The sequence below is a fragment of the Photobacterium kasasachensis genome, assembly GCF_050336885.1.
Lineage (GTDB): Bacteria > Pseudomonadota > Gammaproteobacteria > Enterobacterales > Vibrionaceae > Photobacterium > Photobacterium kasasachensis.
In genome coordinates this window covers 868,394-895,273 of sequence record NZ_JAKJSH010000004.1, presented here as the reverse complement: position 1 = coordinate 895,273, position 26,880 = coordinate 868,394, and the positions used below count along the sequence as shown (strand labels likewise).

The window sequence follows — 26,880 nt, the reverse complement described above, 5'->3', positions numbered from 1 at the left end:
TGCTTGAGCGAAGCCATTATGACTACATACTAGAGTTCTCTTCACTCTGGCTTACAAGGTTGTCGTCAGCAAATGTTTGACGATGGCGTACGATTTTGCCTGGAACCGACCTTCGGACAATGACTGGCAAACTGTGCAGCCGCAAATCTTGAGTAAGCAATGAGCACTTTACTATCTGCACAATCTATTTCTTATGATGTTACTTCGGGCCCTCTGCTTGAAGGGATTTCTTTCACCCTTACCAAAGGAGATCGTATTGGCCTGGTTGGCCACAACGGCTGTGGCAAAAGCACCTTGCTTAAACTGCTCAGCAACACCCTTACCGGTTACTCCGGACAAATCACCCACGCCAGTCAATGCCTGATTGAACGGGTAGAACAGCACCTTCCCGCGGAATTACATTCGGTTTCGATGCTTGATGCCGTCATTGCCCGACTACCTGAAAGCATCAGACAGACAGAAAACTGGCAAGCTGAACTGCTACTATCTGATATGGGATTTAAGGAGCAGGACTGGACTCTGACCGCCGGTACGCTCAGTGGCGGGCAACATACCCGACTGCTGCTGGCAAGAGCTCTGATCAGGCAACCTGATGTTCTGTTGCTCGATGAACCAAGCAACCACATGGATTTGCCAACTCTGCTCTGGCTGGAACACTTCCTGCTCAGCTGGAAAGGCAGCTTTGTTCTGGTTTCTCATGATCAGCGCTTGTTAGATACAGTCACCAACAGTACCTGGATCATGCGTGACAGAACCCTGCACTTTTTCCGTCTTCCGTGCTCGCAAGCCCGGCAGGCGCTGGAAGAAAAAGATCAGGCAGACGAGTTGCGCCATCAGGCCGAGCAAAAAGAAATCAACCGGATTGAAAAAAGCGCCAAGCGTTTGGCTGTCTGGGGCAAGGTCTACGACAATGAAGATCTCGCCCGTAAAGCCAAACATATGGAAAAGCGGGCTGACCGGCTCAAGGAAAGCCAAACCCAGCTTAGCGCCGGTTCACCTTGGCAGCTAAGACTCAAAGGGGAGCCTTTGCCGGCTAACCGCCTGCTTGAACTCTCTGCGCTCGATGTTCGTCCCGAGCCCGGTGCGCCCGCTCTGTTCCGTGTGCTTGCCAAACAGCTAAAAAGCGGTGACAGAATTGCGATTATGGGCCGTAACGGTACCGGCAAGTCTTCCTTGTTACGCATGTTATGGCTGGCGTATCAGCAACATGTCGAACACCAGGAGACGAGCGATGCGATTGTATTTCACCCGCAAGGGCGGCTTGGCTATTACGATCAGACTCTGCAGCAGCTGAATGATAGCGATACCCTGCTTGAGGCGTTACGCCATTTTGCCCCGCTTCCTGACGAACAGCGAAAAATGGCTTTGATCAGCGCCGGATTCCCCTATCTGCGCCATAGCCAGACTGTTGCTGGCCTAAGCGGCGGTGAGCGCTCCCGGCTGCTGTTTATCGGCCTGACGCTGGCTAACTATCACCTGCTGTTTCTGGATGAACCAACAAACCACCTGGATCTGGAAGGGAAAGAAGAGCTGGCCAGTACACTCGGTCAATTTAAGGGCGGCTGTATATTGGTCAGCCATGATCGGGAGCTGATTGAAAAAAGCTGCAACCGCTTCTGGCTGGTAGACAATCAGCAACTCGAAGAATGGCATGACCTTGATCAGGTGTATGAAAAGTTATCGGGTTATGGCAGCGAACAGCAGGAGGAAGGTGAAGTCGCACTCAAACCACCAGGCAGTTCATCAACCGTCACGTCCCCGAGTGCAGACTCGAATACAGCGTCGGATCTGGAGCCGTTGCTGGCCCGGTTGATCGAGCTGGAAGTATTGCTGGAAGAAGATTTGGCAAGAAAGCCAAAACATCAGAAACCCAAACTTCAGCAAGCCTGGATAAAGGAGATAGCCGAACTGAATGAAACCCTTGAGCTGAGCTAACAATCGGCCTAGACAAGAAGCCATCATGTAAAAGGGGGGAGCGCCGATCCCCCCTTCTTGGTTTACCTTGCAGATTACTGTCCTAGGCTGGCCTGAGAAGCAGGCTGCTGCGGACTGTCAGCAGTGATGGCATTCATGAAGGCTTTCAACGCTTCCGCCTCCTGATAAGTCAGGTTCAACGGGCGGATTTTTTCTGACAGTTTCGGATAGTTAAGATCATATTTGCTCCAACCAAACGGCGCATTGCTCGCCATTCCTTCCGAATACATCGAAATGACACCATCCATTGTGTGAACCAAGCCATTGTGGAACCACGGACCCGTATTCATGACATCACGCAAAGACGGTGTTTTGAATTTACCGACACTTTCACTCTTACCGTCGACGTTATACTGACCTAAGTCTTCATAAAACGCTTTATAGTAAGTCAGTCCCACATTTTCGAATGCGTGATTAGTGAATTCCGGTCCCATGTGGCAGTTCGCACAGCGGCCGTTACGGCGATAAATATCCAGCCCCCACAGCTCCTGATCACTCAGCGCATCGGTATTGCCCAACGGAGCCTGTTTAACAAACCGGTCAAGCTTACTCTCGTTACTCACAATCGTACGCTGGAATGTGGCTAATGCCATCCCCAGTTGCTCTGCGGTAATTGCCCCCTGATTAAACACTGCATCAAATTGTGCAGGATACGTCGGGTGGGCATTTAGTCGCTCAACCAGGCGGGGCAATGTCTCTGCCATCTCCAGAGGATCCTGGATCGGCATCAGCGCCTGTTGTTCCAGATCTTTTGCCCGGCCATCCCAAAACAGAACCGGTAAAAAGGCACTGTTCACCACTGTTGGCGCATTACGCTTACCGCGCTGCCGGTCATGGCCAATCGAGACTTCCAGGTTATCCGTCCACCCCTTTTGCGGGTCATGGCAGCTAGCACAGGAGACATCCTGTGCCCGGGAAAGAAACGGGTCAAAGAACAGTTTTTTCCCTAGCTCAACCTTACTGGCCTGATAGGGATTGGTATTTGGAAACTCGGGCAAAGGCATTACACCAAGCTCCTGATACCCGGACATATCATCCACAAACGGTGCCGGCCAATTCTCCGGAGAGGTCGCATAGTCTTGCCGCAGCTTGGTCATATTTGGCCTGCCATGGTTATTGACAGAGCGGGGATCCTCCGTCGCCCTTGGCTCAAACTCTGAGGCGATCAGCAATACTTTCGCCCGCTGGTTTGGAGCCGCCGCAACCGGCGTCAGCGAAGATACATATGGCAATGGTAACGTCGCATACCCTGATTTTGTCGACACCCAGTAGTTACCAGCCTCAGGCTGGTTTAGCGATGCCTGGTACAGCAGTTCAAACTCACCGCCATCAACTTTCTGGTGTAGCAATAAATCAAGCTCTTCCTGAGATGGAACGCGCCAGTCGCCCCGTCCACACTGCTGCAAGGCATTCACCTGCTTCACCATCTCATCCAGGGTACAGGTGGACTGTTCGCAATGGCTGACACTGGTTTCGAGCGCAAAAGTATGTGCCGTATTGGTGATATCACTATTGCCCGGTGTCAGCCAATAAACATAAGAAAAGCGGCCGTCACGCAAAAACAAGTTATCACGCACCAAGCTACGCATATCGTCCAGGCAGCGCCATGGGCTCTCTTGATAGCTATTTTGCTGCAGCGCTCGATCGATAGGCAGCCCTTGATCATTCAACCGTATAAAGCTGGTTGCTTCCGACTGCGGCTCCACCTGTTGATTAGGCAGAGAAGGGTCGCGGTATTCGCCGCTGACCAGCATGACCGAGGCCGGCTGGCGTTTATTCTGGTTTGAAACGCTGTTGCGCTTAGCCCCGAAGCTGTAGCGATGGGCAAGGTTATCGACTTGCTCATCACTGGCATCCGTCGCTAGCCAATAATATTCAAACCCGACATCGGCAAAGAAATAAGGATCAATCGCAGCCTGATTTCGGTCGAGTGCAAAGTCCTGCTCGCTGGTGAGATTTTTCATCTCATAAGCAAAAGGCAAGCGCCAGTCGCTCTTACCGCACCATTGGTTCTGGTTCGCATGGGCAATAAGCGCATCGGTATTGCATTCACCATCACCAAATAAGCACTGTGCCCCAAGGTGCGGCAAGGTCGCATCCCAATCTTTCCAGGCAAACGTCTGCTGATTAGGCTGGGTGGTTGTCGCCCAGGTCACCCCCAGGTGCGTACTGGTATCTGTCACACACTGCCATGTATTTCCTGCAGACGGCTCACTGACCATGCTTTGGGTGAACCGTGGCGTACTCTGGTTTATCCGTAGCAGCCAGTTGATCACAACCACATCATCATTACCGACCAACTCAAGCCGAAAGGCATCGGCCCCCGTTTCCGCCTGAGGTGCCTGATATTCAAGCGCTCCGCCATTAATCACTACCCGACCAAACTTTGGCGGTTCAATAACACGCAGTGTCTGATCACTTTTCAACTGATACTTGTAGGTAAACACACCACCCTGCGTCACTTGCGCTTTCGGCGACAAATCCAGTTGTTGCGACACCGGCGTCGAAGTTGATGGTTGTACGGATACTGGCGCGGAGTCGCTGCCAGAGCCGTTACAGGCAGAAAGCAGCAGAGACGCTGCAATAGATGCAGCGCCCAATGTTAAAGAGGAAGACTTCATGGTTGTACAGCCGAGGTCGAAATCAAGCGAACACGATACAGAGAGGCATTGCTTTCGCCACTGCTGTCGGACCATTCACTTTGGAAAGCAACGGCCATATGCTTGCTATCCGGGTAGTAGTTATCCGCTGTTTTTGTCCAGTAATAGCTGTTCTCTTCAACCACCGTATCCGCAAAAATAGTGTTCACATAACCGGCACGGTCAGTCTCAAATTCATAATCACCATAAGATACAGAGCTAGTAACCAAGATAGACTTAAGCTCAGATTCCGTCGGCAGACGCCAGTCATTACGGCCACACAGTGTATTGGCATTAATGGTATCGACATAGGCAACGGCTTGGTCATAGCTCATTAATGGACCTGCTTTATCAATTCGCTGCCAAAGAATCTGAGTATTGGGTACCTCGGTAGCGAAGAATTTGTCCTGGCTACACGCCCACTCAGCAGCATCCTGATCCTGCAGAGGCTGCCCGGAAACACCCAGTTTGGTAAAGCGCCCCTTCCACTTGCTGTCTTCATCACCTTTAGCATTTACTTCAGCTTTCAGTGGCGCCGTGATTCCCTCGATAGTATTTACAGCGTCATCAGCAATCACACTACCGCTAACTAGCATCGACAGGCGAGGTTCGTTGGTTGATCGCGGAGGCATCCTTTCATCAGCAAAGTCGCTGCCCATCCACATCACATAGGCATCGCCGACGGCTGCGTTAGAGCCCTGCCAATCGCCCTCAACGGCATTACTGTCATGCCCGTTCGGATATAACGTATAGCTGCTGCTCCAATACGCTTCGTCATAGTTGGCATCAACATACGGGAAGAAAAAACTGTCGACAGGCGAAAGGCGCTTATTATCGTCCAGCATGTCGTTGGTTAAAATCGTTTTCCACTCGTTGCGGGTCGGCAGGCGCCAGTCTGACTTTCCACACAACTGTTGGCTATTGGCGGCTGCAATCAGGTTATCGGTATTACAAACCGTATTCAGCCCACAAGCTGATTCAGAAAAATCGCGATTGTTAACGACACGATCGCCCCAATAATAGGTTGAATCAAAAGCAAACTCACCGTTGGCCTGTAATACCTGCCACGTCAGGTTTGAGCTGGCATCCTGCACGCATGACCAATCGCTGGTTTCCATCGTCATCACTTGCTTGTCTTCCGCCAGCGTTGTGCCTTCAGCATCCAGTTTAACGAAGCGGGTCACCACAGTGTTATCGCTATTCTTATGAAGAGGCAGCACGTAACCCGTCACCTGATAATTCGTATTATCAATTTGGTATTTAATTTCAAAATGATAATTGTTGGCAGATGCCAGGCGGTGTGTTGATGTCGTGTCAGCGGCTTTAGCAACCGTGTTTTTGCTTACCGTCGCTTTGGTCTGAGCTGCTGATGCCGAAGCGGTAGGTTGGAACACAAAGCGCCCTGATGTCTGATCAACATAGGCCTTACCAAAATTGGTCGTGATATTGGTGACTTTTTGAGCGGTTTGAACAGAAACACCCGGCGCATCAAAGGTTACCTTGGATGCATCAACAAACTGAATACTCTTACTCGACAACTCCACCTTTTGATCTTGGGTTGCCTGATTTTGTCCTTGACTGACTGGGTTAGCAGCACTACTTGTCGAGCTTGAATTGCAGCCTGTGAGCAAGGCAGCAGTCAACAATGCTGATAATTTATTGTATTTCATCGTTATATTTCTATTTTTTATAAATGGACGGCGATACTACAAGTGACATAAACCAAATGCAAATATAAATGCGAATTATTTGCATTTGGTTTATGGTGAAATTACAACAAGATGACTACCAGAAATGGCTGACAATAATTCTCAACAAATCACTTGCAATCTAAATGAGAATGGTTATTATTAACACGCACTCAGACGAGAGGAAAATGATTCATCTTCTTGCTCTGAAGGCACGACATTGCTCACATTGCTTCCAGTGTACTTCAGCTCCGGTTGAATGTTTTTAGTGTAGGGCTAGAAACGAATTACCACTTCTGCTGAGCGGCTCTCTTGCCAAAGTAAGAGCCGCTTTTTTCTATTCAACGCCAGTTACTTTTCAAGGTCATAGACAACGTAACCTTTGTTATCCAGACAGCGGCGAAGCACTTTAGCCTGAACTTCCGTCGCATCATTCGCTCCTGATAATGCGCCCGCACCACCTCCGATGGCCCCGCCGGCAAGGGCACCTGCCGCGACACCTGCCAACCCGTCTTCCAGGCCACCGACTACCGCACCTACCACAGCACCAGACGCCGCACCGTTTTGTGCCTCAACTTTGGCCGACTCGGCTTTGTCGACACCTTCGGCATACGACTGGCAGTATGAAAAGTCCTGTTCATATTGCACCGGATCGACATTTGTCATATCGACAACTGGCTTTTGCTGGTACGCGCAGGCAGATAATAAAGTCGCAATCGTCGAGGCAATAAGGAGCTTTTTCATGGGTATCTCTCTCTGTTGAATTCGGTACGGAACATCGTGTTCAGGTAAACTCGGTCAATAGAGATAAATGTACAGTGTTTTATATTTGACTCATAACATATCTTTGTCTGTGTTTGTCGCCAACAGTACAAAGCCATACATTGTTACGGCTACACCGAACCCGACCCATGAGGTCGCCCGTCACGATGACGTCTTGTGCACATGGAGAAACACTCTTATTACCCTCTACGCATACTTCAATCGGTGAATATTCGTTACTATAAAATTCAGCCACCATGACAGCATAAATACAAATACACTTGTTATCAGTGGAATAAAACACATCTAAAACAATGTTAAATCAGCATTTTACATTGCACTTAGTTTGCCAGACTCAAATAATAGGAATTCAAGGATAGGAAATGTCCGATATAAAAACGCTTGGTGAATTCATCATCGAGAAACAAAATGACTTCCCCCATGCCAGTGGTGATCTATCATCGCTATTAGCTTCAATAAAATTAGCGGCCAAGATTGTAAACCGTGAGATCAACAAAGCCGGGTTGATGGATATTACCGGCGCGGTGGGCAAAGAGAACATCCAGGGAGAGCAGCAACAAAAGCTCGACCTTTTCGCCAATGAAAAATTCAAAGCCGCCCTCGAGTCACATGCCCAAGTATGCGGCATTGCCAGTGAAGAAGAAGATGAAGTTGTCGTTTTCAGCAAAGAGCAAAACCGCAACGCCAAATATGTGGTTCTGATCGATCCCCTGGATGGCTCTTCTAACATTGATGTTAATGCTTCAGTCGGTACGATATTTTCTATCTATCGCCGCCTATCACCGGTTGGCAGTACCGCAACAGAAGAAGACTTTCTCCAGCCAGGCAATTGCCAGATTGCAGCAGGCTATGTCATTTATGGTTCTTCTACCATGTTGGTTTATACCACCGGGAAAGGGGTTCACGGCTTTACCTATGACCCTTCTCTGGGCGTTTTCTGTCTTTCCCATGAAAACATCCAGATCAGTAAACACGGCAGCTGCTACTCTACCAACGAAGGCAACTATATCCGCTTCCCTGCTGGCGTGAAGAAATACATTAAGTACTGCCAGGAAAATGTGCCTGAGGATAACCGTCCGTATACATCGCGCTATATTGGCTCGCTCATTTCAGATCTTCACCGAAACCTGCTGAAGGGAGGGATTTACCTCTACCCTAGCACTGCTGCGTACCCTGACGGTAAATTACGTCTGCTTTATGAGTGCAATCCGATGGCTTTTATTATGGAGCAGGCAGGCGGTAAAGCGTGCAATGGCGCAGAGCGGATCCTGGATATTGCGCCGACATCGCTGCATCAAAGAATGCCTTTCTTTGCCGGCTCTAATGCGATGATTAACACGCTCGAGCAGTTTCTGGCCGAGCCAGAACCTGCTGCACAGCCATAAACTTAACCCCTACTGGCAGCTATTCTGGCTTAGCACCTCATTTCAGAAAAGCAGCCTCCGGAAACACCATCTGGTCTTTCCGGAGGCTCCGCACTCAGTGGCTAGGAGCAGACTATATTAATCTCATCACCCTTCATGGAACTTGGTATTACGATAATCGGAATGGCCTTGGATGTCGGCGTATCACTTAGATCGCCTTTACCATCAATGGCCACCAAAGGATTCGTTTCCGGGAAATAAGCGGCAATGTTGCCCGGCGGAATATCATAAGCTACCAGCTTAAAGCCATAAATTTTACGTTCGATACCATCTGGCCAGAGTGACTCGACATCCACCAGATCATTATTCTTCATACCGAGAGCTGCAATATCACTGGCGTTGATTAGCAGCACCTTACGCTCGCCAGAGATCCCGCGATACCTGTCTTCAAACCCATAAATCGTCGTATTGTACTGGTCGTGCGAGCGCATCGTCTGTAACACAAACACCGGGTCCTGGCTCAGTTCACGTAAGTTCGCAGGTAGCAGGTGCTGCGGAAGGGAATGACGCATAAATTGCGCCTTCTCCGACGGGGTCTGCCATCGGCGTTCGGCTGCGCTATTGCCCAGGTAGAACCCGCCCGGCTGTTTGATTTTCTCATTAACGCCAGTAAACCCGGGAATGACCTCGGCAATTAACGCACGAATTCTGTCATAGTCCTCAATGAGCCAACTCCAATCTACAGGTGCCTTGCCAAGGGTGGCTTCTGCGATCCCGGCGATAATCGCAGGCTCGGAGCGCATCTCCGCCGTTTCACTCTCTACGACCCCGGCAGATGCGTGAACCATGCTAAATGAATCTTCAACCGTTACACTCTGCGGCCCGGTAACCTGCATATCGACATCCGTCCGCCCCAGACAAGGAAGGATCAGAGACTCTTGCCCGGGGATCAAATGGGTCCGGTTCAGTTTGGTCGCAATATTCACGGTCAATAAACAATTGGAAAGCGCCTGCTGGGTTAACGAGGTATCTGGAGTGGCAGCCGCAAAGTTTCCCCCTAAGCCGATAAACACCTTGCTCTCACCAGCCAGCATTGCCTTAATCGCACCAACCGTATTATGGCCGTGCTCAAGCGGAGGCTGAAAACCGAATACTTCAGATATCTTGTCCAAAAATTCCGCACCGGGTTTTTCATTTATCCCCATGGTACGGTCACCCTGTACATTACTGTGCCCTCGCACAGGACAAAGGCCTGCCCCCGGTTTACCTAACTGGCCAAACAGCAATTGCAGGTTGGCAATTTCCTGAATAGTGTTCACCGAATGCTTGTGCTGTGTAATGCCCATCGCCCAGGTAATGATAACGTTATTCGCCTGTCGGTACGTATCGGCAGCCTGCTCAATCTCAGCCCGTGATAGCCCGGCCTGCTCGGTAATGGCTTCCCACGGTGTCGCCTCAACGGCGCTCAGATACTCTTCAACACCCTGGGTATGTTCGTCAATGAACGCTTGGTCAAAAATCGAGGCCCGCCCGGCTTCACGCTCGATTTTATCGACCGCGTTGAGTGCTTTTACCATTCCGCGTACGACAGCCATATCACCACCCAGCTTGGGCGTGAAATACCTCTGGCTGATCTGCGTTGCCCCGCCGGTTAACATCTCTCCCGGAGACTGGGGACTGGTAAAGCGTTCCAGCCCCCGCTCTTTTAACGTATTAAAGGTAACAATGGCTGCACCACGGCGCGATGCATCGCGCAGGGTATCCAACATTCTCGGGTGATTCGTTCCCGGATTCTGGCCAAACACAAAAATAGCATCGGCATGGTCAAAGTCTTCAAGTGTAACTGTGCCTTTACCGATACCGATTGATTGCCTGAGTCCGATACCGCTGGCTTCATGGCACATATTGGAGCAATCAGGAAAGTTATTGGTCCCGTACTTCCTGACAAACAACTGGTATAAAAATGCAGCTTCGTTGCTCGCCCGGCCAGAGGTATAAAACTCAGCCTGATTCGGGTGTTCAAGCGCGCTCAAGTGCCTGGCAATCAAAGCAAAAGCCTGCTGCCAGCTTATCGCTTCATAACAGTCCGTATTGCGGTTATACCTCACTGGGTGGCTAAGCCTGCCCTGATACTCCAAAAAGTGATCACTTTGCCGGGCAAGCCAACTCACAGGGTGCTGCTGGAAAAAAGCCGGGGTTACACGCCGACTGGTAGCTTCCCAGTTCACCGCTTTGGCGCCATTTTCACAAAAGCTGATGCGTCCCTGCTCTTCCGCTTCCCCCCAGGCACAGCCGGGACAGTCAAACCCTTTATCCTGGTTGGTTTTGAGCAGGTTGCGCATATTGCGGGCAACATTCTCGCTCTTGACCAAGTGCTTGGTCGTACTCAGCAAGGCTCCCCAACCACCTGCCGAACCGTCATATTTTTTTACCGTCATGCCCGTTCTCTTACTGTTTGGTTAGGTTTAAGCGGAAAGCACCATGGTAGATATTGAACCCGCCGCCATGCGTAAAACCAATGAGCGTCAAATTGAAGCGTTTGGCCATATTGATAGCCAGATTTGACGGCGCGCCAGCTGCAACCAGTACCGAGATCCCGGCGACCAGCACCTTCTGGACCAGCTCGAAACTAATACGGCCACTCAATAGAATCACGCTTCCATGCTGATACTGTTCAGGCACTCGCGCCATCTGGCCTGTCAGCTTATCCAGCGCATTATGCCGCCCGACATCTTCACAGCTGAGCAGCAGCTCTCCTTTCGCATCAAACAAGCCACAGCCATGGACGCCGCCCGTTGCCGCAAACATTGACTGGGACTGACGCAGCTTTTCGGTCAGGGAAGGAATAATATGGCCCGGTAACCAGTGCTCTCGGGTATCTAACGATGGAATGCCGCGCAGCTCTAAAGACTTAATGGAGGATTTGCCACACACTCCGCAGCTGGAAAAGGACGTGGTATCCCGGCTGATCAATGACCAGTCAACAATCACCCCGGGTGCTAAAGAAACATGGATTTCATTACTGGAAATTTCATCATGGTCCAATTGCTCATTAAACCCTGAAATATCACTGGCGACTTTGATCACCCCTTCGGCCAGCAGCAACCCGGTGACGAGGTTGTAATCATCACCCGGTGTCCGCATTGTTACCAGATAGACTCTGTCTTGCTCTTGGCCATGCTGATCGACATACAGCAGACGAATTTGAAGCGGCTCCTCCACAATTACCGAATCAATCGACAAGGTGACATGGGTGCCGTGTATTTGCCGGCGCGAGCAGGTCGCGACACCTGGCGTATATGAACTGGCTTGGTGCTGCCGTTGACTCTGTCTCTGTTGTTCGACGTTGAAGGCTGAACCTAAATAGCTCACCCCATAATCTTCCTGATCGCTTTTCCGTCTAGCCATAGGCTTTCACTCTAAAGGTCAAAGATATAGATCTATTTTTCTCACCCTAACAATGTAATTTGAGTATAGGCATTCGCCATTGATATGGGCATTAGAGGTAAATCATGCTCAGGAAGTGGTGATAAATCGAATGGTTTATTTTTAACGTCTGATAAATTTCATTTATCAGTTAACGAAAAAAAGTAAGACGCGCCCTCTAATTATTGAATATAGAACAAGCAGGAGGGATAGCAGATAGTGAAAGAAAAAGGCTCACTGACAGAAAATGAGCCTACTGAACGTTAGTCTATGGCAAGTGCCTGCGGCACAATCAGCGTAAACCTCGCCCCACCAGAGTCACTCGCCCCGATTTCGACCTTGCCCTGATGGCGAGCCATAATCTGCGCCACAATTGCCAGGCCCAGGCCATGGCCGCCAGACTCACGATCCCTGGCGGTACCGACACGGTAAAACGGCTCCAGAATTCGTTCTCTCTCATCTTGCGGGATCCCGATACCGTCGTCATCGATTTGAATATGCAATGCTTGCTCATGGCGAAAAACGCGGAGATCAATACACTGCTCGGCATAACGGGAAGCATTACGGACGATATTCGACACCGCACGCGTTAATTGATAGACATCCACCGCGGCAGTCTCATCGATTTGATAATCGACATTAATGGTAAGGTCCGTGTCTTTGCGGCATTTAGATACTAATTTATCTAGCCAGTCGCTCACATAGGGCGAGGAAAGATTCAGAGGAATGGCCGCTCGCTCCATCTTGGCAAAATAGAGAAGCTCTTCAATCATCTGTTCCAACTCGGCCATATCATCATGAATACCGGCGACATAGTGCAATTGTTCTGGCGATAGTCCTGAATCTTCCAGCATTTCGAGCTGACACTGAACCCGGAACACCGGAGTGCGAAGTTCATGGGCAACGGCATTGGTCAGCTGCTTATGGCTGGTGATCAGAGCAGAAATTTTATCTGCCATCTGATTAAAACTACTGTTCAGGCTGCCAAGCCGAACACCCGGTTTTTCCGAGGCCCGAACGGCGAAATCCCCTTCGGCAAATGCCAGTGTGGTTTGCTCCAATACACGAAAGCGTCGAGACAAGATGATCAACATTAATGCGCTGTAGATGGCAAACCCGGAATAGAAAAATATCCACAGCAGTGTCTCGTCAAAATCCAACTTCTGCCAGATCGGTTTGGATAGGTCAGGAAAAATCTTGTATACCTGATTCCCTTCTCCATATACAACGAAATAACTGTACGTGTCTTCAAGGTAAATTTGGTGAGCTTGCAGCTCATCAATGATTTCGCCTGTAAGCTCAGGGCTCTCCCATGAATAAGCTATAAGGCTTAACTGATTTTCTTCAGCATACTTGGCAAGAAGCTCATTGGCACGGCTCTGGCCTAAAGAGTTAGCGACATCATCCAGAATATTCACCACGCTGTGCGCCTGATTAAATTCGATGACTTCCTCGTAATCAGGTGTCAGCTCCTGAGTGACATAAATATAGCTAACTATACTCAGAAAAAAGAGCACTGCGACGCCAATAAAAAACTCACAATACAAACGTTTCATTCACTATGGCCTACCAGCGATCAGGAACAAACAAATACCCTTTACCACGTACCGTGATTATTTTTCTTGGCAGGGCCGGATTGTCATTGAGCTTTTTACGCAACGACACAATTTTATTGTCGATGGTGCGATCGAGACCGTCATACTCTATCCCACGAGTACTCTTGACCAGAAAATCACGCGACAAAACCTCATCAGGGCGGCAAGCCAACAGCCACAACAAATCGAATTCACTATCGGTGAGGCATATTTCCTCGTTATCGAGAGAGCACAGCTTACGTCTGCCGTTAAGGTGTAAGCTACCATAACGGCATTCTGCTGACGTGCCGTCTGAGCCAGTTTCACTCTCTGCCGGTACATCGCCACTCGACATTAGAGGCTCATCGCCGCGACGCAGAAGCATGCGGATGCGGGCCAGTAAAACTCTGGGTTTAATCGGTTTATTGACGAAATCATCGGCTCCAATTTCCAGCCCGGCAACATGGTCTATATCATCATCACTCGCTGTCAGCATCAAGATTTTGCTGTTCACCAGCGTCCTGACATTACGGCAAATGGTCAGGCCATCCACGCCAGGCAGCATTAAATCAAGCACAACTAGATCGGGCTGATGCTCAATAATCGTATCCGTAGCCAGGCGCCCGTCAGACACGGTCACAACCTCAAACTTCTGCTGCCTAAAATAATGCGCCAGCAACTCACATAGCTTGAGGTCATCCTCGACTATTACGATCTTTGTCATTTCATTCACCCAAATTAAACAGCGTTCAAAACCAAGCTAAGTGAATTAAATAATGAAATGACAACTTTATCAAGCAATAGAATGCTTACCCCATGCAAATGTATAACCCTCTCACATTACCAAGATGAATTCGTCATCCCATTTCTAAACAAGCTGCTTCTGTCGCTACATTGACCATATGGCCATTTCTATCTGTAATTGGAATAGCACTTTCTCAACACACCCCGCGCAGACGACAACAATGAACAAGGTAACTGGCAAGGTACGTACTTTCGTACAGCTCCTACTAACAAGCGTTTTGTTGCTACCCGTTCCGGCGATACCTGTTGCTGCTCCGATACTTGTGGCACTTCAGGGTTGCTGGCAGGGAAAAGCCATCAAGACACCCCGCGGGGCTTTATCCTACCCAATCTGTTTTGAATTACAGCAAGACAATTCACTCTATGGCGTGGCTAACCTGGATGTCTCACGCCATCATTGGCGTTTCTCCAGCCAAGATGACAACACTCAACTAAGGTTTCTCTCGACCTTTGCCGGTAATGACACACCGATTTATCTATCGGCCAGCCATACGGCGACCGACCACATTATTTTCGAAGCAGACAACAGCCGCTATTTGAAGGTTCGGATACTGCAACAAGAAGAAAGGACGTACCGTTTTACCATCGAGGTAAAAGGCAAAGAGCATGTCATTATTGTGCTGACTCAGGAAGAGCGATGATACCTGGCAACGCTCACTGAGTAACAGTGAGCGTTGTGCTATCGGGTGAAGATTAATCAGGCAAACCAGCCGGTAACAAGATCACGGCTTGGGACACTGCCCTTGTGAACAACCTGCTCGTCAATCACCACGGCAGGTGTCGACATTACCTGGTAGGCCATGATCTGCGCCATATCCTGAACCTTCTCGATCTGGATATCGATATTGAGTTCATCGGCAACCGCCTGGATCAGGTCGGCAGTATTACGGCAGTTAGCACAGCCAGAACCAAGTACTTTGATTTTTTTCATTGTATTTTCCTTATAGCATTAGAGCGAAACGATATTGAATGTCCATCCGACAAGGGTGAAAGCCACCAGCAAGACAGCAAACAGTGTCGCCAGCAGTTTCCACTGCATGACTTGCTTGAGCAGGATAAATTCAGGGAAGCTGGCAGCGACGGTACTCATACAAAAAGCGAGCGTTGTTCCTATCGGCAGGCCATTGACAATTAAGCTTTCCATAACCGGGATCACCCCGGTGGCATTGGAATAGAGCGGAATGCCCAGCATAACGGCAGCCGGCACTGACCACCATTGGCCATCACCTAGGTGAGATTCAATCCAGCCATCGGGGACAAAGCCATGCAGTGCTGCGCCAAGGCCGACACCGATGATCACCCATTTCCATACCCGGCCAAAGATATCCGCGGTTTCCCGCCGGGCAAACTGGTGACGGTCACTCAGGGTCAGGGCCTTCCTTTGCGGCTCATTCGATTCGAACGGTTTATCCCGGCCCTGTTTCAGTGCATCAGCGGCAAAAGACTGTAGCCATCGCTCTGCTTTGATGGCATCAAGAAATACGCCGCCTAGCATCCCGACGACCATGCCGACCAGAATGTACATCAGAGTAAATTTCCAGCCGAGCAAGCCCATCAACAGTAATACCGCCACCTCATTGATTAATGGCGAGGTGATCAGAAAGGCCATGGTGATACCCAGCGGGATCCCGGCCGAGCTGAAACCAAGAAAGACAGGAATACTGGAGCAGGAACAAAAAGGCGTGATGGCACCAAACAACGAGCCCAGCATATACCCGAACCAGCGACTTTTACCGGCCAGATAATCTCTTACCCGTTCGACATCCAGTGACGCGCGGATCACCGCGATCAGATAAATCATCACCACCAGCAAAGCAAAGATTTTGGTGACGTCTTCAACAAAGAAATGCATCGCATCGCCTGCTTTGGTGGCAGCAGACAGCCCAAGTAAATCAAACACCAGCCAACTGGCAAAATCGGAGAAAATCTGAAACATGCCTACAGCTCCCGTGACCATGTGCGGCAGGGAAAGCAGGTAATGAAAGAAAGTGTCATTACATCGTCCTTACAAAGTTACCTCGTTATTTGCAAAGACGATGAAAGCATCAAAAGGATGCAGATTTTTTTAGCTTAATATTCGTTTTTTGGATCCCTTGGGGTAAAACAGCAAACCCTGTGATACTCATCAAGCTTTACCTTGCACGACTGACTTAGCTGTCGCCGTAACTTCTGCCGGGCACGTTGCAACCGGGACTTGGTCGCCACCAGCGTCATACCATGACGCTCAGCGTATTCTTTCTGGGTCATTCCCCGAATATCACACGCTTTGATGATCTCGCTGTCTTTTGCCTCCAGCTCACTCAGTACCCGAGGCAGGCATTGAGTCAGGCTATCAATGACCTCGGTATCATGCAGCTCCTGCTCAACATCCAAGTCATCAAGCGGAACAAACCGACGCTGGCGAACCTGATCAATCACCAGGTTATTTGCCACCCTGAACAGCCAGGCCTTGGCATTCTCTATCTCACAAAAATCCTTTTTCTTGCTCATGGCACGCAAGAAGACTTCATGGAGCAAATCTTCGGCCAGGGCGTCCTCGCCGGTATGCTTATATAGCCAGGCTAACAATGAATCCTGATGTGCCCGCCATGCCTTCATCAAACACGGCGCAACTGAATGAAAAGACAGATCTGCAGATTCCGTGACACTCATTCCGCTACTCATTCCGACGCTCTCCTCACCTCTATCACCACTCTCACCTCTAGGCCCAAGCTCGCATTCACAACCACCCGACTGGCATCACATACCATCTGGCAAAGCCGAGATTCTTAATCATCACTGCCTTTTTCTTGCGACGGCAGGGCTGTGATCCACGACGTTATTTCGTCAATTCCGATTTGCTTACCGCTTAGCATCCTCATTAGCAGGCCCCCCAGCATCAAGGCCATCGCTTGGTTGGCCTGGGACTCTCCAACCATATTCTCCATCTCTGACAGGTATTGTGCATTGGCCTTGTTCATCAAAGGATCCCCAGCAACCTCCCCGGCATTTTTACCCCGGACATAATCGAGTAGCAGCGCCATCTCACCCTGAAAGCGATTGTCTAGTACACCAATCATTGCAGCAATAGCCTCACCCTTTAAAGCAGGGACAGCCTCGCCTTCAGCCACTCCATATAAATTACTCGGCTGGGTGATAATTTCAGTACAGGCAGAAAAAAGTTCCTGTTTACTCGGAAAATAATGATAAAGCGCACTTTTTGATACGCCGATTGCGTCGGCAATGCCCCGCATACCCAAGCCGTTATAGCCATGCTCGATAAACACATCTACGGCTTTTGTAGCCAGCTCCAGACGATAAGCCTCATGGTCAATGATTTTGGGCATATTTCCCTCCTGTTTCAGACCACTTGGACAATAAACGATTGACCACAACGAGTCCAGCTGCAGATCCTTATTAGACCAATCGGACTAAAAAGATTGACGATTAAAAAATCAGCCACTATTATTTAGACCAAGTGGACTATTTAGGCTTGTTTTTGTACACCGACATCTTACAAGTGGTGCCGGATCTTCAACAAAGTGTGCTTGTAGTCGAAAGCGAAGATACTCAGGAGTTAATCATGAAAGAGAACATCCACACCATCAAAGATGCCCATATCGACTGGAACTGTCAGGGGAAATTCAATTTTACGACAGGCCACGGTGCCACACGCGCTGAAAGTTTACTGGCTAACTACGCTGCCTTCTTGGCACCGGTTGTCCTGTATTTTCTTTCTTGGCAGAACTTAGAATGGAGCCTGCTGCAGATTGCCGTAGCCAGTTTTCTAGCTATCGATATGATTGGTGGTGTACTCACCAATTCATTGGGCTCCATGAAACGCTTCCTCTACTCGGAGCAAGTTTTACCGCAATCAATAATGGCAAAGCTGGTTAAAAGTAAATTTGTTTTTCCTATCATCCATTTCCAGATCTTCCTGGCACCACTGTGTTTTGATGTCACGTGGGGTTATGCCATGTTCTGGTATGGCATGATGATCGCGTCCATCGTGCTGATCCATGTATTGCCGCTCTACCTGCATCGCCCTGTAGCTCTGGCCATTGTGATGCTGGCGGTCATGATTAACCAAAGTGCCTTTATGCCGTTGAGCGGACTAGAGTGGCTGGCGCCGATCTACATCATCAAGTTAGTCCTGTCTCATGCCGTGCGAGAAGAACCATACCGGCCAGCAGACAACGCGGCAAACGCATAAGACTATACACTGGCCGCAAGAAATGATGAGTGATCACTCGAACTCGTATTGAATGCGGTTGATCATCAGGCTCAAAGCGGGTTTCACAAGCAACTCATTGCTAACTGAATGCAGCTTTGCAATCTGTAACCCGCTTTGAGCAATTAATTCGGAATAAAAAGTATTACCCCATCCTCAAGTAATGGCTGCCAGCAAGAAGTCAGTCGCTTTTCTGGCATGCTCATCAATCTGGCACTGACCCGGTTTTTCCCTTCCCATCAAAACGCCCGATCTCAGTGATAGCAACATTCCAAGCCAAAGCTTTATCGTTGTTTCCGTATCTTTGACATCAAGCCTTTCAGAGAAAAACGCCGCAAGCTTTTCATGCGTATCATCAGGCCCTACCGCATGAAAAATGCTGACAATTTCAGGAGCTTTCACACTTTCAGCCACCAATAGCCGGAATGTCGCAATGTGGTTATCCGATAAGTGAAAGCCGATAAAATCCCTGGCAAACCCCGTTAAGGCATCGCGCGTGTTTGGGTTTTGTAGATGGGTAAGAAAGCTATCATCAAGACTTTCACCCATATGACGCAACGTTGCCTGAAACAAATCAATTTTTTTCGGGAAGTATCGGTAAACTGTCTGTTTTGTCATTCGAGCCTGCGCCGCTATTTTGTCCATACTGGACAGCACATATCCCTCGGATAAAAAAATCTCTTGTGCCGCAGCTAAAATCGCCCGCCTTTTTATCTCTTTATTTTGCTCGATTTTTCCCATTTTCAGCTCACCTCAGAAATGATTAATCATACTATACGGTATGATTTTTGTTGACACAACTCTGCAAATATAAAATCATACCAACCAGTATGATTTTGTGGAGGAGTGAAAAATGACAAATATGATGATGGACAAGAGCAGCTTCAAGAGTGCTCGCACTATGGGTGTAAGTGTCACCCTGATGGGGCTTTGCTAATGAGCCTGGATCCAATTTTCATCCGCTTTTCAGGTGTTAGCGGATTTGATACCGCTTTTCTGTTTGGTTTATTTACCGCTATATCCATGCCAATTTTCATCCAGCTGCGAGATGAGCGTGGCTTGATAAGAGCGGTAAACGAAAGCGGCTGGCCAGTATTACTCTCTGGCTTGTTAATGTTAGGAAGTGCAACAGGTTTGGTGCTGAGTATCAAACATACTTCGATCGCCAACACCTTCGTTATTCTCAGTGCGGCACCGGCGCTAGCGGCAGTATTTAGCTGGCTGTTACTGGGAGAAGTGACAAGGCGTTCAACCTGGATAGCGATCGTTTCTGTCATGATCGGGATCGTTATTGTGGTATCAGGCTCGTTTGATTCCGGCAATCTCATCGATGACGGGCTGGCTGTATTCGCCGTCACCTGTTTATCCCTCAATCAGACGCTACTACGCAAATATAAGAATGTCAGCCGCATGGCAAGTGTCGGTTTTGGCGGATTATTCTTGGCTCTTACGATGTTCTTCGTCGCCACACCTTCAGCCTACAGCCTGAATACCTGGCTCATTATGGGGGCAATGGGGTTATTTACCGCGCCTTTCGGGCGTGTACTGTCGCAAACCGCCACGCGCTACATCACAGCTCCCGAGGTGGGAATGATCCTAATGATTGAAGCAGTTCTCGCACCGATTTGGGCATTTAGCTTTTTCGATGAGATCCCGCCAATGACAAGTGTATTCGGCGGCTCGATCATTCTGCTGACCATCTTAATTTACGCCATTTCTACCACTAAAAACGAACAATAGAATAAGGACAACATAATGAGCTCTGAAATCACCTATATCGGTTGTATAAAGACGCCTTATAACAAAATTGAAGACTGCCCGAACAACATTCAGCCGAACGGACCGTTGTGTCACATAAACCTGGATGAACACTATCATGATGGGCTGCAGGGCCTCACTGTCGGCCAGCACATTCTAATTTTATATTGGCTTGAAAATGCGAATCGAACTGTCGTTATCCAGCGCACCAGCAAAGGCAACCAAACCAAAGGCACCTTTGCATTGCGCTCACCGCACCGCCCTAATCCTATTGGCGCAGCGGTATTACCCATCGAGAGTATCGAAGGGGGGCAGATCAGCGTAAGAGGGTTGGACTGTTTAAACAACACCCGGCTAATCGATATTAAGCCCGCTATCTACCAGGAAACGGGCTCATGATAGCCGCACAAGCCCAAAGAAAGTTAGCCAAGCCCCTGGGCTTGGCTAACGAGTCAGAGAAATCGCAGTTGGTTTGTTACTTGAGAAAACGCACACACAAGTCAGTGAATACTGACTTGGCATTGTCCTCAATGATATTGCCGTGGGTGACGATAATACGCTTGAAGTCCCAGCCCTGGACGCTGCGAATAAATTCAGTGAACTTCGGTTTATCCTTGATAATGAAGCCCATCTTGAGCGGTGGCGCAATACAGGTGCCCTTAAAACCGATTGGCTGGAAAACATATTTGGTCATGATACCGGCAAAGCCTGTCGGTACATGATCAGGGTAATTCTGGATCAAGTCGGTGACGATCAATGACTGGGTCTTTTTGTGGAAGAACACCGTTTCGTTGAACAGCGGCACACCGGGCATAAACTCCCACTCCAGATCTTCCTGCCACACATTTTCAAGGCCGTCTCGCAATATATGGTAATTGGATAATGGCACTTTTCTCGGGATCCCCGCACTGACATAGGCCTCAGCGTCCGGATAAGCCTCACACCAGTCCTGCAGCCAGGTATTGTGGGCGTTGCTGGCTGCAACGATATATTTCACCTCACCAAGCTCATCAATTTCTTGCTTCAATTCAGGGGACAAGGCGGTAGCTGAGTGCACCCACAACGAACCATCACTAAGCTTCACTACTGTCATTCGTAGTCTTAGCTTGGTGCCGGCAAGTTTCATTGAATCATCATGTACCCAAAGATCGTCTCCGATTTTTTGCATTCTTAGCCTCGTTAACTCTCTGAACTTAATAAGTAATTAGAATATATTGCCAGACCGCTAGCATTTCGCATCCTGCCGGGATCACAGAACACCACTCAAATCGGACACAAACCATGATCGTCATCGCAGGGTCGAGATTACGCTTAACACCTTACGTCTCTACCTGAATAAATTTATCCACCCCGATACGAATACTCTCGGCAAACGCCTGGGCCAGACGGGAAAGCGGTTTGTGTGCAGGGGTAATGATGGCGTGATCAAAGACGATCGTCGGCGCAAACGGGCGAAACACAACCTTGCCCTGCCCGGATTTATACAGCTTATAGCTGGCGGCACTGATCGGATCGCAGATACAACAGCAAAGCTGCTGTTCGACAAACTCGAAGCCGGAAATGTAGTTCTGCAGCTCAAACCGCGCACGATAACGGGCACCTTTCTCCTCGAACATATAGCGCACCAGTTCATTGATCGGGTGCTGGGCAAACAAGGTGGCCAGCGGCACATCGTCCAGATCCTGTGGGGTGATCACCTCCAGGGTTGCCAAGGGGTGATCCCGGTTCACTGCACATACCCCCTCCAGCCGAATAGGCTCGACATTGATTGAGTCCCGCTCTTTCGGCAGTTCGGAATAACCAATGTCATACTGCTGCGAGGCCACCCAGTCGTGGACGATAGATGAACTGCGCATCATCATAGACACATTGACCTGCGGTCGCTCTTTGACAAAGTCGGCAATCACATGGGGCATAAAAAACAAAGCAGCAGCCGGCATACAGGCCACCCTCAAATTGCCCCTCGCCAGATTCTTTACCTCCGCCATCAGCTGTGCCGAACGTGTCAGGCGCTCCAGTACCGCCTCGGTCTCCTCTAGCAGAAAATAAGCCTCAGGCTTGGGGACCAGCCGCCCCTTGTTACGCTCAAACAACTTAAAACCCAGTTCGTTTTCAAGGCTGACAATCATCGAGCTGACCGCCGGTTGGGTCCGACACAGCGACCGGGCGGCTACCGAGACCGAACCAGAGCGCATCACGGCGCGAAATGTTTCCAGCTGTTTTATCGAGAGATTGGTATCCATACCCGCCCTATAAGAAAAATTTATCGAATTAGAGAAATAATAAATTTGTTTCTATTGGCTGTCACCTTTAAATTAACAACGTATTCACAAACGCAACAATAAGGAAATGTGCAGTGGAGCAAACATTCAGATACCTACTGACCGGATTGATTGCAGTGGTTGCGCTGACGCAATTTGTCCAGGTTATAACACGATATGTCTTCGAGATCCCCATCATGGGCCTGGAAGAGTCTATCGTCATTCCTACCCTGTGGCTGTACATGCTGGGAGCGGTTAATGCCTCACGGGAAGATACTCAAATTCGTGCCAATGTATTGGAAATCTTCATCAAGACCGAACGCGGGCACAAAATCCTGGCACTGATTGGCGAGGTGATCAGCTTTGTGATTTCGCTCTGGCTGACCTACTGGGCCTGGGACTATTTCAAATATGCCCTGCGGGTGTGGAAAGAAAGCCCGACGCTGTATATCCCGACTTTCTTTCACGAATGCTCGCTATTTATCGGACTGGTGCTGGTCACCGGCTTTATCGCGCTGCATATCGTCAGGCTGGTCCGCCAGTTGAAGTCTCCGTCCTACTCAGTACATAAGGCATAACACTATGGTTGAAGTTGCACTATTCGCAGTCGGTGCCTTGGTACTGCTGCTCACTATCGGCGTTCCCCTGCCATTCTGCTTTGGCGGTGCGCTTATGATAATGACCTACGTGGGCGATGTGTCCATGAAAGGTAACATGATGTGGGGTGCCGGCCAGCTGACAAACCCTATTCTGCTCGCTATCCCTTTGTTTGTTCTTGCCGGTACCATTATGAGCCAGAGCGGTATTGCCGCCAGTCTGCTCCGGTTTGTTAATGTGTTCGTCGGCCATATCCGTGGCGGACTCGGTATTGTCGCCTCAGTGAGCTGCGCCATTATCGGCGCGATCTCCGGCAGCGGCCTGACCGGTGTCGCGGCTATCGGACCGCTGTTGATCCCCGAGATGGAAAAGCGCGGCTACCCTCGTGCCTACGCCACAGCCCTGATCGCCAACTCATCGATCCTTGGCCTGCTGATCCCACCGAGTGTCACGATGATCGTGTACGGCTGGGTCACAGATACCTCGATTCTGGCCTGTTTTCTGGCGACGCTGGGTCCCGGCCTGCTGGTGACATTTAACTTCGCAATCATCAACCTGATCATGGCACGTAAGTTCCCGCTGGTACTGGACGACAAGCCTTCCATGTCAGGACTGATAAAAGAAGCCTCTTCACGAACCGTTCATGCCATTCCGGCGCTATTTATGCCGATCATTATTCTGGGCGGGATCTACGGCGGCATCATGACCCCGACAGAAGCCGCTGCGGTTGCCGTGATCTACGCCATTCCGGTCGGGTTTATGATCTACAAGGGGCTGAGCTGGAAATCACTGCTGGCCTCGGGCAAGGAATCGGCCACGGCCGTCGGCTCAATCATGTTCATGATCCTGTTCAGCCTGATCCTCAGCCAGATGTTCGTGGTCGAAAACGTGCCGCAGGAGCTGGTGAACGCCATCTTCGGCATCACCGAAAACAAAATCTTGCTGCTGATCTTCATTAACGTTCTGCTGTTTTTAGTCGGCATGGTGGTCAACGACATCACCGCCATTATCCTGATTGCCCCACTGTTGCTGCCTCTGATGACAGCCATTGGCATCAGCCCTATCCAATTTGCCGCCATTATGGGCGTCAATACAGCCATGGGCGGGGTCACACCGCCTTACGCTTCAATCCTGTACCTCGGTGCCCGCATCGGAAACGTCAAGTTTTCCGAAGTCGTTGGCCCGGCAATGATGCTGATTGTATTCGGCTACCTGCCAGTCGTTGTCCTGACTTCGTTCTGGTCTGAACTATCGCTCTTCCTCCCTACCGTGTTTGGTTACCAATAAGGATATTTACAATGAAACTGACAAGCATGTTTACTCCATCAACAAAGCTTAAAAAATGCGCTCAGGTTGTCACACTGGCAATGGCTGCCCTTAGCGTTCTGCCAGCCTCGGCGGCCACTTTGAAAATCAGCCACGTTCGCCCGCAGGGCACAGTGGTCGATACCGATATCAAACAACTGGGAGAAGAAATCAAAACAGCTACCGACGGCGACGTAAAACTTCGCGTCTATGCGGCCAACGCCCTGGGTGACTACACCCTGGTCCAGGAGCGCATCTCGGTCGGCGCAATCGATATGGCAGTACAGCCTGCCTCGACAGCCACCGATCGTAAAATGCAGCTAGGCCTGCTGCCATACCTGGCCAACGACTGGCAACAGGCACAGCAGATCTACGGTGACGGCGCACCGGTGCGCGAAGCGATGGAAAAGCTGTTTGCCAAGCAGGACATCACTTTGCTAGCGGCCTACCCGGTCTACTTTGGCGGCATTTCCCTCAACCGTGATGCCAAAGCACCGGGCCAGCCGGATATCAGCAAAGGAATCAAGCTGCGTGTACCACCAATCAAAAGCTTCCAGCTACTGGCAGACAATGTCGGCTACATCGGCTCGCCACTGCCTTTCTCCGAGGCGTTCACTGCCGTTCAGACCGGTGTAGTTGACGGGGTGATAGGCTCAGGTGCAGAGGGGTACTATGCCTCGTTCCGTGACGTGACCAAAACCTATATCCCGCTCAATACCCACTTTGAGATCTGGTACCTGATGATCAACAGCGAGCGTCTCGATGATCTGTCCGACAGCGAGCAACAGGCACTGAAAACCGCAGCGGCCAACTTCGAAACCCGTCGCTGGGAAAACGCCCAGAAAGATCAGGCCGCCAATGAGCAAAGACTGGCAGACAACGGCGCTGAAATCATCAAAGTCAGCCCGCAACAGCTAGCGCAAACTGCAGAGAAAGTGCGCAGCACGGTGTGGCCTGAAATCCTTGAGGATATCGGTGCCGAGTGGGGTCAGGAGATTCTGGATAAAGCCCTGAATTAATCACCACCAACACCCATTGCCGGGGGAATATCGACTATTCCCCGGCTCTTTCGACATGACAACTGCAGAGAAATCACATGAAACCGGAATATGTCATTATCGGTGGCGGCGTGGTGGGCTGCGCCGTGGCTTACGGGCTGCTAAAAAACGGGCATCAGGTTACCGTCCTTGATGGCGGAGACAGCGCCCATCGCGCTTCACGGGGTAACTTTGGCCTCGTCTGGCTATCTTGCAAAGGTCTGGACGCCCCGCATTATGCCGCCTGGACCCGCCGCTCTGTCGGTATGTGGCGCGAACTGGCCGACGAGCTTGAGCAGCTGACCGGAGACACCATCAACCTGGAGCAGAACGGCGGCTATGACTTCCACTTCTCCGAAGCCGAAATGCAAGCCCGCGTAGCCCAGTACCAATACCTTCGTCAGGCGCTTGGTTCCGATCACCCGTTCGAGGTGTGGGATCAGGCCAGACTGCGACAAGAAGAGCCGCAAATCGGCCCGGATGTGATCGGTGCCATCTATGGCGCAGAGGACGGCCACGTCAATCCGCTCAAGCTGCTACGCGCTTACACCAAGGCCATCAAAATACTGGGCGGCAAGGTTATCACCCAAGCCAATGTCGAACATATTGAGCAACAAGCCGATGGTCGGTTCTGCGCAACATTGCAGGACGGAAGCACAGTTAACAGCGACAAAATCGTTCTGGCGGCAGGACTGGGAGCGGCCAAACTAGGCCCGCAACTTGGCCTAAAAGCGCCCGTTAAACCACAAAAAGGTCAGGTGCTAATCACCGAAAAACTGCCGCCGGTGATCAACCGCCCCTCCGGCATTATCCGCCAGGTCAACGAGGGCGGTATCCAGATTGGCGATTCCAAGGAAGATGCCGGACTCGACGATCAGGATACGATGGCGGTCACTGCAGCCATTGCCGAGCGGGCGATTGCCGTCTATCCCTTCCTCGCCAACACCCGCTTGCTCAGAAGCTGGGGTGCCCTGAGGATTATTTCGCCGGACGGCCTGCCTATCTACCAACAGTCTTCCAGTCATCCGGGCGCCTACATAGTGAGCTGCCATAGCGGGATCACGCTTGCAGCCGCCCACAGCTACCTACTGCCGCACTGGCTGGAAAACACTGCCGATTCACCTGACTTGGAGCTATTCAGTGAAGACCGATTCGAACTTTCTGAGGCTAGATAATGCCTCACAGGCGGCTTCCCAAGAGGTACGCTTCTTCTGGGAAGGCCAGGAAATATCAGCCCGGCAAGGCGATACCATCGCCGCCGCGCTGCTCGCTGCCGGGATCAACCATACCCGGGAGACGCCCGTATCCCAATCTGCCCGTGCTCCCTTCTGCATGATGGGAAGCTGTTTCGAGTGTCGGGTAGAAGTCGATGGCGAACACAATGTGCAGGCCTGTATGCGCCCGGTCGAATCCGGCCTCAATGTCAGGCGACAGCGCAGCTAACACGAAAAAGGAATTAT

At 50.2% G+C, this 26,880-nt stretch carries 24 protein-coding genes and 1 pseudogene; 11 read left to right on the top strand and 14 right to left on the bottom strand.

Annotation, left to right across the window (positions count from 1 at the left end; genetic code table 11):
- Nucleotides 1-159: 159 nt before the first annotated feature.
- The gene (locus L4D19_RS03720) at nucleotides 160-1,935 is read left to right on the top strand and encodes an ABC-F family ATP-binding cassette domain-containing protein (RefSeq protein ID WP_428451255.1); all 1,776 of its coding nucleotides are present in this window, start codon (nucleotides 160-162) and stop codon (nucleotides 1,933-1,935) included.
- A 74-nt stretch (nucleotides 1,936-2,009) separates the two neighbouring features.
- Here the strand turns inward: L4D19_RS03720 and L4D19_RS03715 are convergent, their stop codons facing one another.
- The 3 genes from L4D19_RS03715 to L4D19_RS03705 all read right to left on the bottom strand — a co-directional run bounded on the left by L4D19_RS03715 (nucleotide 2,010) and on the right by L4D19_RS03705 (nucleotide 7,045).
- The gene (locus L4D19_RS03715; protein ID WP_428451254.1) at nucleotides 2,010-4,595 is read right to left on the bottom strand and encodes a cytochrome c peroxidase; all 2,586 of its coding nucleotides are present in this window, start codon (nucleotides 4,593-4,595) and stop codon (nucleotides 2,010-2,012) included.
- Nucleotides 4,592-6,283 (bottom strand): Lcl domain-containing protein, encoded by a 1,692-nt coding sequence (locus L4D19_RS03710; RefSeq protein ID WP_428451253.1) that lies wholly within the window; start codon nucleotides 6,281-6,283, stop codon nucleotides 4,592-4,594. Before L4D19_RS03710 ends, L4D19_RS03715 begins: the two co-directional genes overlap by 4 nt.
- Nucleotides 6,284-6,652: 369 nt before the next feature.
- A complete protein-coding gene (locus L4D19_RS03705; RefSeq protein WP_428451252.1) occupies nucleotides 6,653-7,045 on the bottom strand; it encodes a glycine zipper family protein in 393 nt (130 codons plus the stop codon).
- 401 nt (nucleotides 7,046-7,446) lie between these two features.
- Here L4D19_RS03705 and fbp point away from each other — a divergent pair, with 401 nt between their 5' ends.
- Nucleotides 7,447-8,469 (top strand): class 1 fructose-bisphosphatase, encoded by a 1,023-nt coding sequence (gene fbp / locus L4D19_RS03700; RefSeq protein WP_428451251.1) that lies wholly within the window; start codon nucleotides 7,447-7,449, stop codon nucleotides 8,467-8,469.
- A gap of 101 nt (nucleotides 8,470-8,570) precedes the next feature.
- Here the strand turns inward: fbp and L4D19_RS03695 are convergent, their stop codons facing one another.
- From L4D19_RS03695 to L4D19_RS03680, 4 genes are all read right to left on the bottom strand, one after another.
- Nucleotides 8,571-10,886 (bottom strand): FdhF/YdeP family oxidoreductase, encoded by a 2,316-nt coding sequence (locus tag L4D19_RS03695; protein ID WP_428451250.1) that lies wholly within the window; start codon nucleotides 10,884-10,886, stop codon nucleotides 8,571-8,573.
- Nucleotides 10,887-10,896: 10 nt separating this feature from the next.
- A complete protein-coding gene (fdhD, locus tag L4D19_RS03690; protein ID WP_428451249.1) occupies nucleotides 10,897-11,856 on the bottom strand; it encodes a formate dehydrogenase accessory sulfurtransferase FdhD in 960 nt (319 codons plus the stop codon).
- A gap of 281 nt (nucleotides 11,857-12,137) precedes the next feature.
- Nucleotides 12,138-13,430 carry an ATP-binding protein gene (locus L4D19_RS03685; RefSeq protein ID WP_428451248.1) on the bottom strand — a complete coding sequence of 431 codons (1,293 nt, stop codon included), beginning with the start codon at nucleotides 13,428-13,430 and terminating at the stop codon, nucleotides 12,138-12,140.
- 10 nt (nucleotides 13,431-13,440) lie between these two features.
- Nucleotides 13,441-14,181 (bottom strand): response regulator, encoded by a 741-nt coding sequence (locus L4D19_RS03680; RefSeq protein WP_428451247.1) that lies wholly within the window; start codon nucleotides 14,179-14,181, stop codon nucleotides 13,441-13,443.
- Nucleotides 14,182-14,413: 232 nt separating this feature from the next.
- Here L4D19_RS03680 and L4D19_RS03675 point away from each other — a divergent pair, with 232 nt between their 5' ends.
- Nucleotides 14,414-14,893 carry a hypothetical protein gene (locus tag L4D19_RS03675; RefSeq protein ID WP_428451246.1) on the top strand — a complete coding sequence of 160 codons (480 nt, stop codon included), beginning with the start codon at nucleotides 14,414-14,416 and terminating at the stop codon, nucleotides 14,891-14,893.
- A 56-nt stretch (nucleotides 14,894-14,949) separates the two neighbouring features.
- Here the strand turns inward: L4D19_RS03675 and L4D19_RS03670 are convergent, their stop codons facing one another.
- From L4D19_RS03670 to L4D19_RS03655, 4 genes are all read right to left on the bottom strand, one after another.
- Nucleotides 14,950-15,183 carry a thioredoxin family protein gene (locus L4D19_RS03670; protein WP_075764446.1) on the bottom strand — a complete coding sequence of 78 codons (234 nt, stop codon included), beginning with the start codon at nucleotides 15,181-15,183 and terminating at the stop codon, nucleotides 14,950-14,952.
- Between the two features lie 18 nt (nucleotides 15,184-15,201).
- Nucleotides 15,202-16,188, bottom strand: a complete 987-nt coding sequence (locus L4D19_RS03665) for a permease (protein ID WP_428451245.1) — start codon at nucleotides 16,186-16,188, stop codon at nucleotides 15,202-15,204.
- Nucleotides 16,189-16,322: 134 nt separating this feature from the next.
- On the bottom strand, nucleotides 16,323-16,916 hold the full coding sequence (locus tag L4D19_RS03660; RefSeq protein WP_428451244.1) for a sigma-70 family RNA polymerase sigma factor: 594 nt from the start codon (nucleotides 16,914-16,916) through the stop codon (nucleotides 16,323-16,325).
- Between the two features lie 104 nt (nucleotides 16,917-17,020).
- A complete protein-coding gene (locus L4D19_RS03655) occupies nucleotides 17,021-17,578 on the bottom strand; it encodes a TetR/AcrR family transcriptional regulator (protein ID WP_428451243.1) in 558 nt (185 codons plus the stop codon).
- A gap of 236 nt (nucleotides 17,579-17,814) precedes the next feature.
- On the opposite strand from L4D19_RS03655, the gene L4D19_RS03650 reads away from it, so the two are divergent.
- On the top strand, nucleotides 17,815-18,444 hold the full coding sequence (locus tag L4D19_RS03650) for a hypothetical protein (protein WP_428451242.1): 630 nt from the start codon (nucleotides 17,815-17,817) through the stop codon (nucleotides 18,442-18,444).
- A gap of 174 nt (nucleotides 18,445-18,618) precedes the next feature.
- On the opposite strand, the gene L4D19_RS03645 is transcribed toward L4D19_RS03650, so the two are convergent.
- Entirely contained in the window at nucleotides 18,619-19,203 is a 585-nt protein-coding gene (locus L4D19_RS03645; RefSeq protein WP_428451241.1) for a TetR/AcrR family transcriptional regulator, read from the bottom strand.
- A 112-nt stretch (nucleotides 19,204-19,315) separates the two neighbouring features.
- Here L4D19_RS03645 and L4D19_RS03640 point away from each other — a divergent pair.
- Both L4D19_RS03640 and tsaA read left to right on the top strand, forming a co-directional pair.
- Nucleotides 19,316-20,202 (top strand): annotated as a pseudogene (locus L4D19_RS03640) (DMT family transporter).
- 15 nt (nucleotides 20,203-20,217) lie between these two features.
- On the top strand, nucleotides 20,218-20,619 hold the full coding sequence (gene tsaA, locus L4D19_RS03635) for a tRNA (N6-threonylcarbamoyladenosine(37)-N6)-methyltransferase TrmO (protein WP_428451240.1): 402 nt from the start codon (nucleotides 20,218-20,220) through the stop codon (nucleotides 20,617-20,619).
- 76 nt (nucleotides 20,620-20,695) lie between these two features.
- On the opposite strand, the gene L4D19_RS03630 is transcribed toward tsaA, so the two are convergent.
- Both L4D19_RS03630 and L4D19_RS03625 read right to left on the bottom strand, forming a co-directional pair.
- Complete coding sequence (locus tag L4D19_RS03630) at nucleotides 20,696-21,388, bottom strand: DUF4336 domain-containing protein (RefSeq protein WP_428451239.1); 693 nt, start codon at nucleotides 21,386-21,388, stop codon at nucleotides 20,696-20,698.
- Nucleotides 21,389-21,539: 151 nt separating this feature from the next.
- Nucleotides 21,540-22,463, bottom strand: a complete 924-nt coding sequence (locus tag L4D19_RS03625; protein WP_428451238.1) for a LysR family transcriptional regulator — start codon at nucleotides 22,461-22,463, stop codon at nucleotides 21,540-21,542.
- 113 nt (nucleotides 22,464-22,576) lie between these two features.
- Between L4D19_RS03625 and L4D19_RS03620 the strand changes: the two genes are divergently transcribed.
- The 5 genes from L4D19_RS03620 to L4D19_RS03600 all read left to right on the top strand — a co-directional run bounded on the left by L4D19_RS03620 (nucleotide 22,577) and on the right by L4D19_RS03600 (nucleotide 26,863).
- On the top strand, nucleotides 22,577-23,059 hold the full coding sequence (locus tag L4D19_RS03620; protein WP_160649804.1) for a TRAP transporter small permease subunit: 483 nt from the start codon (nucleotides 22,577-22,579) through the stop codon (nucleotides 23,057-23,059).
- 4 nt (nucleotides 23,060-23,063) lie between these two features.
- Nucleotides 23,064-24,365, top strand: coding sequence for a TRAP transporter large permease (locus L4D19_RS03615; RefSeq protein WP_428451237.1), 1,302 nt, complete (start codon nucleotides 23,064-23,066; stop codon nucleotides 24,363-24,365).
- An 11-nt stretch (nucleotides 24,366-24,376) separates the two neighbouring features.
- A complete protein-coding gene (dctP, locus tag L4D19_RS03610) occupies nucleotides 24,377-25,402 on the top strand; it encodes a TRAP transporter substrate-binding protein DctP (protein ID WP_428451236.1) in 1,026 nt (341 codons plus the stop codon).
- Nucleotides 25,403-25,479: 77 nt separating this feature from the next.
- On the top strand, nucleotides 25,480-26,595 hold the full coding sequence (locus L4D19_RS03605; RefSeq protein ID WP_428451235.1) for an NAD(P)/FAD-dependent oxidoreductase: 1,116 nt from the start codon (nucleotides 25,480-25,482) through the stop codon (nucleotides 26,593-26,595).
- On the top strand, nucleotides 26,561-26,863 hold the full coding sequence (locus tag L4D19_RS03600) for a (2Fe-2S)-binding protein (protein WP_428451234.1): 303 nt from the start codon (nucleotides 26,561-26,563) through the stop codon (nucleotides 26,861-26,863). Before L4D19_RS03605 ends, L4D19_RS03600 begins: the two co-directional genes overlap by 35 nt.
- Nucleotides 26,864-26,880: the final 17 nt, after the last annotated feature.

Coding starts and splice junctions, on each gene's coding strand:
- L4D19_RS03675 (WP_428451246.1), top strand. CDS start 14,414: ATGAACAAGGTAACTGGCAAGGTACGTACTTTCGTACAGCTCCTACTA.
- L4D19_RS03695 (WP_428451250.1), bottom strand. CDS start 10,886: ATGACGGTAAAAAAATATGACGGTTCGGCAGGTGGTTGGGGAGCCTTG.
- L4D19_RS03615 (WP_428451237.1), top strand. CDS start 23,064: ATGGTTGAAGTTGCACTATTCGCAGTCGGTGCCTTGGTACTGCTGCTC.
- L4D19_RS03710 (WP_428451253.1), bottom strand. CDS start 6,283: ATGAAATACAATAAATTATCAGCATTGTTGACTGCTGCCTTGCTCACA.
- L4D19_RS03630 (WP_428451239.1), bottom strand. CDS start 21,388: ATGCAAAAAATCGGAGACGATCTTTGGGTACATGATGATTCAATGAAA.
- L4D19_RS03645 (WP_428451241.1), bottom strand. CDS start 19,203: ATGGGAAAAATCGAGCAAAATAAAGAGATAAAAAGGCGGGCGATTTTA.
- L4D19_RS03650 (WP_428451242.1), top strand. CDS start 17,815: ATGAAAGAGAACATCCACACCATCAAAGATGCCCATATCGACTGGAAC.
- L4D19_RS03715 (WP_428451254.1), bottom strand. CDS start 4,595: ATGAAGTCTTCCTCTTTAACATTGGGCGCTGCATCTATTGCAGCGTCT.
- L4D19_RS03720 (WP_428451255.1), top strand. CDS start 160: ATGAGCACTTTACTATCTGCACAATCTATTTCTTATGATGTTACTTCG.
- fdhD (WP_428451249.1), bottom strand. CDS start 11,856: ATGGCTAGACGGAAAAGCGATCAGGAAGATTATGGGGTGAGCTATTTA.
- L4D19_RS03685 (WP_428451248.1), bottom strand. CDS start 13,430: ATGAAACGTTTGTATTGTGAGTTTTTTATTGGCGTCGCAGTGCTCTTT.
- L4D19_RS03655 (WP_428451243.1), bottom strand. CDS start 17,578: ATGCCCAAAATCATTGACCATGAGGCTTATCGTCTGGAGCTGGCTACA.
- dctP (WP_428451236.1), top strand. CDS start 24,377: ATGAAACTGACAAGCATGTTTACTCCATCAACAAAGCTTAAAAAATGC.
- L4D19_RS03665 (WP_428451245.1), bottom strand. CDS start 16,188: ATGTTTCAGATTTTCTCCGATTTTGCCAGTTGGCTGGTGTTTGATTTA.
- L4D19_RS03705 (WP_428451252.1), bottom strand. CDS start 7,045: ATGAAAAAGCTCCTTATTGCCTCGACGATTGCGACTTTATTATCTGCC.
- L4D19_RS03660 (WP_428451244.1), bottom strand. CDS start 16,916: ATGAGTAGCGGAATGAGTGTCACGGAATCTGCAGATCTGTCTTTTCAT.
- L4D19_RS03605 (WP_428451235.1), top strand. CDS start 25,480: ATGAAACCGGAATATGTCATTATCGGTGGCGGCGTGGTGGGCTGCGCC.
- fbp (WP_428451251.1), top strand. CDS start 7,447: ATGTCCGATATAAAAACGCTTGGTGAATTCATCATCGAGAAACAAAAT.
- tsaA (WP_428451240.1), top strand. CDS start 20,218: ATGAGCTCTGAAATCACCTATATCGGTTGTATAAAGACGCCTTATAAC.
- L4D19_RS03670 (WP_075764446.1), bottom strand. CDS start 15,183: ATGAAAAAAATCAAAGTACTTGGTTCTGGCTGTGCTAACTGCCGTAAT.
- L4D19_RS03625 (WP_428451238.1), bottom strand. CDS start 22,463: ATGGATACCAATCTCTCGATAAAACAGCTGGAAACATTTCGCGCCGTG.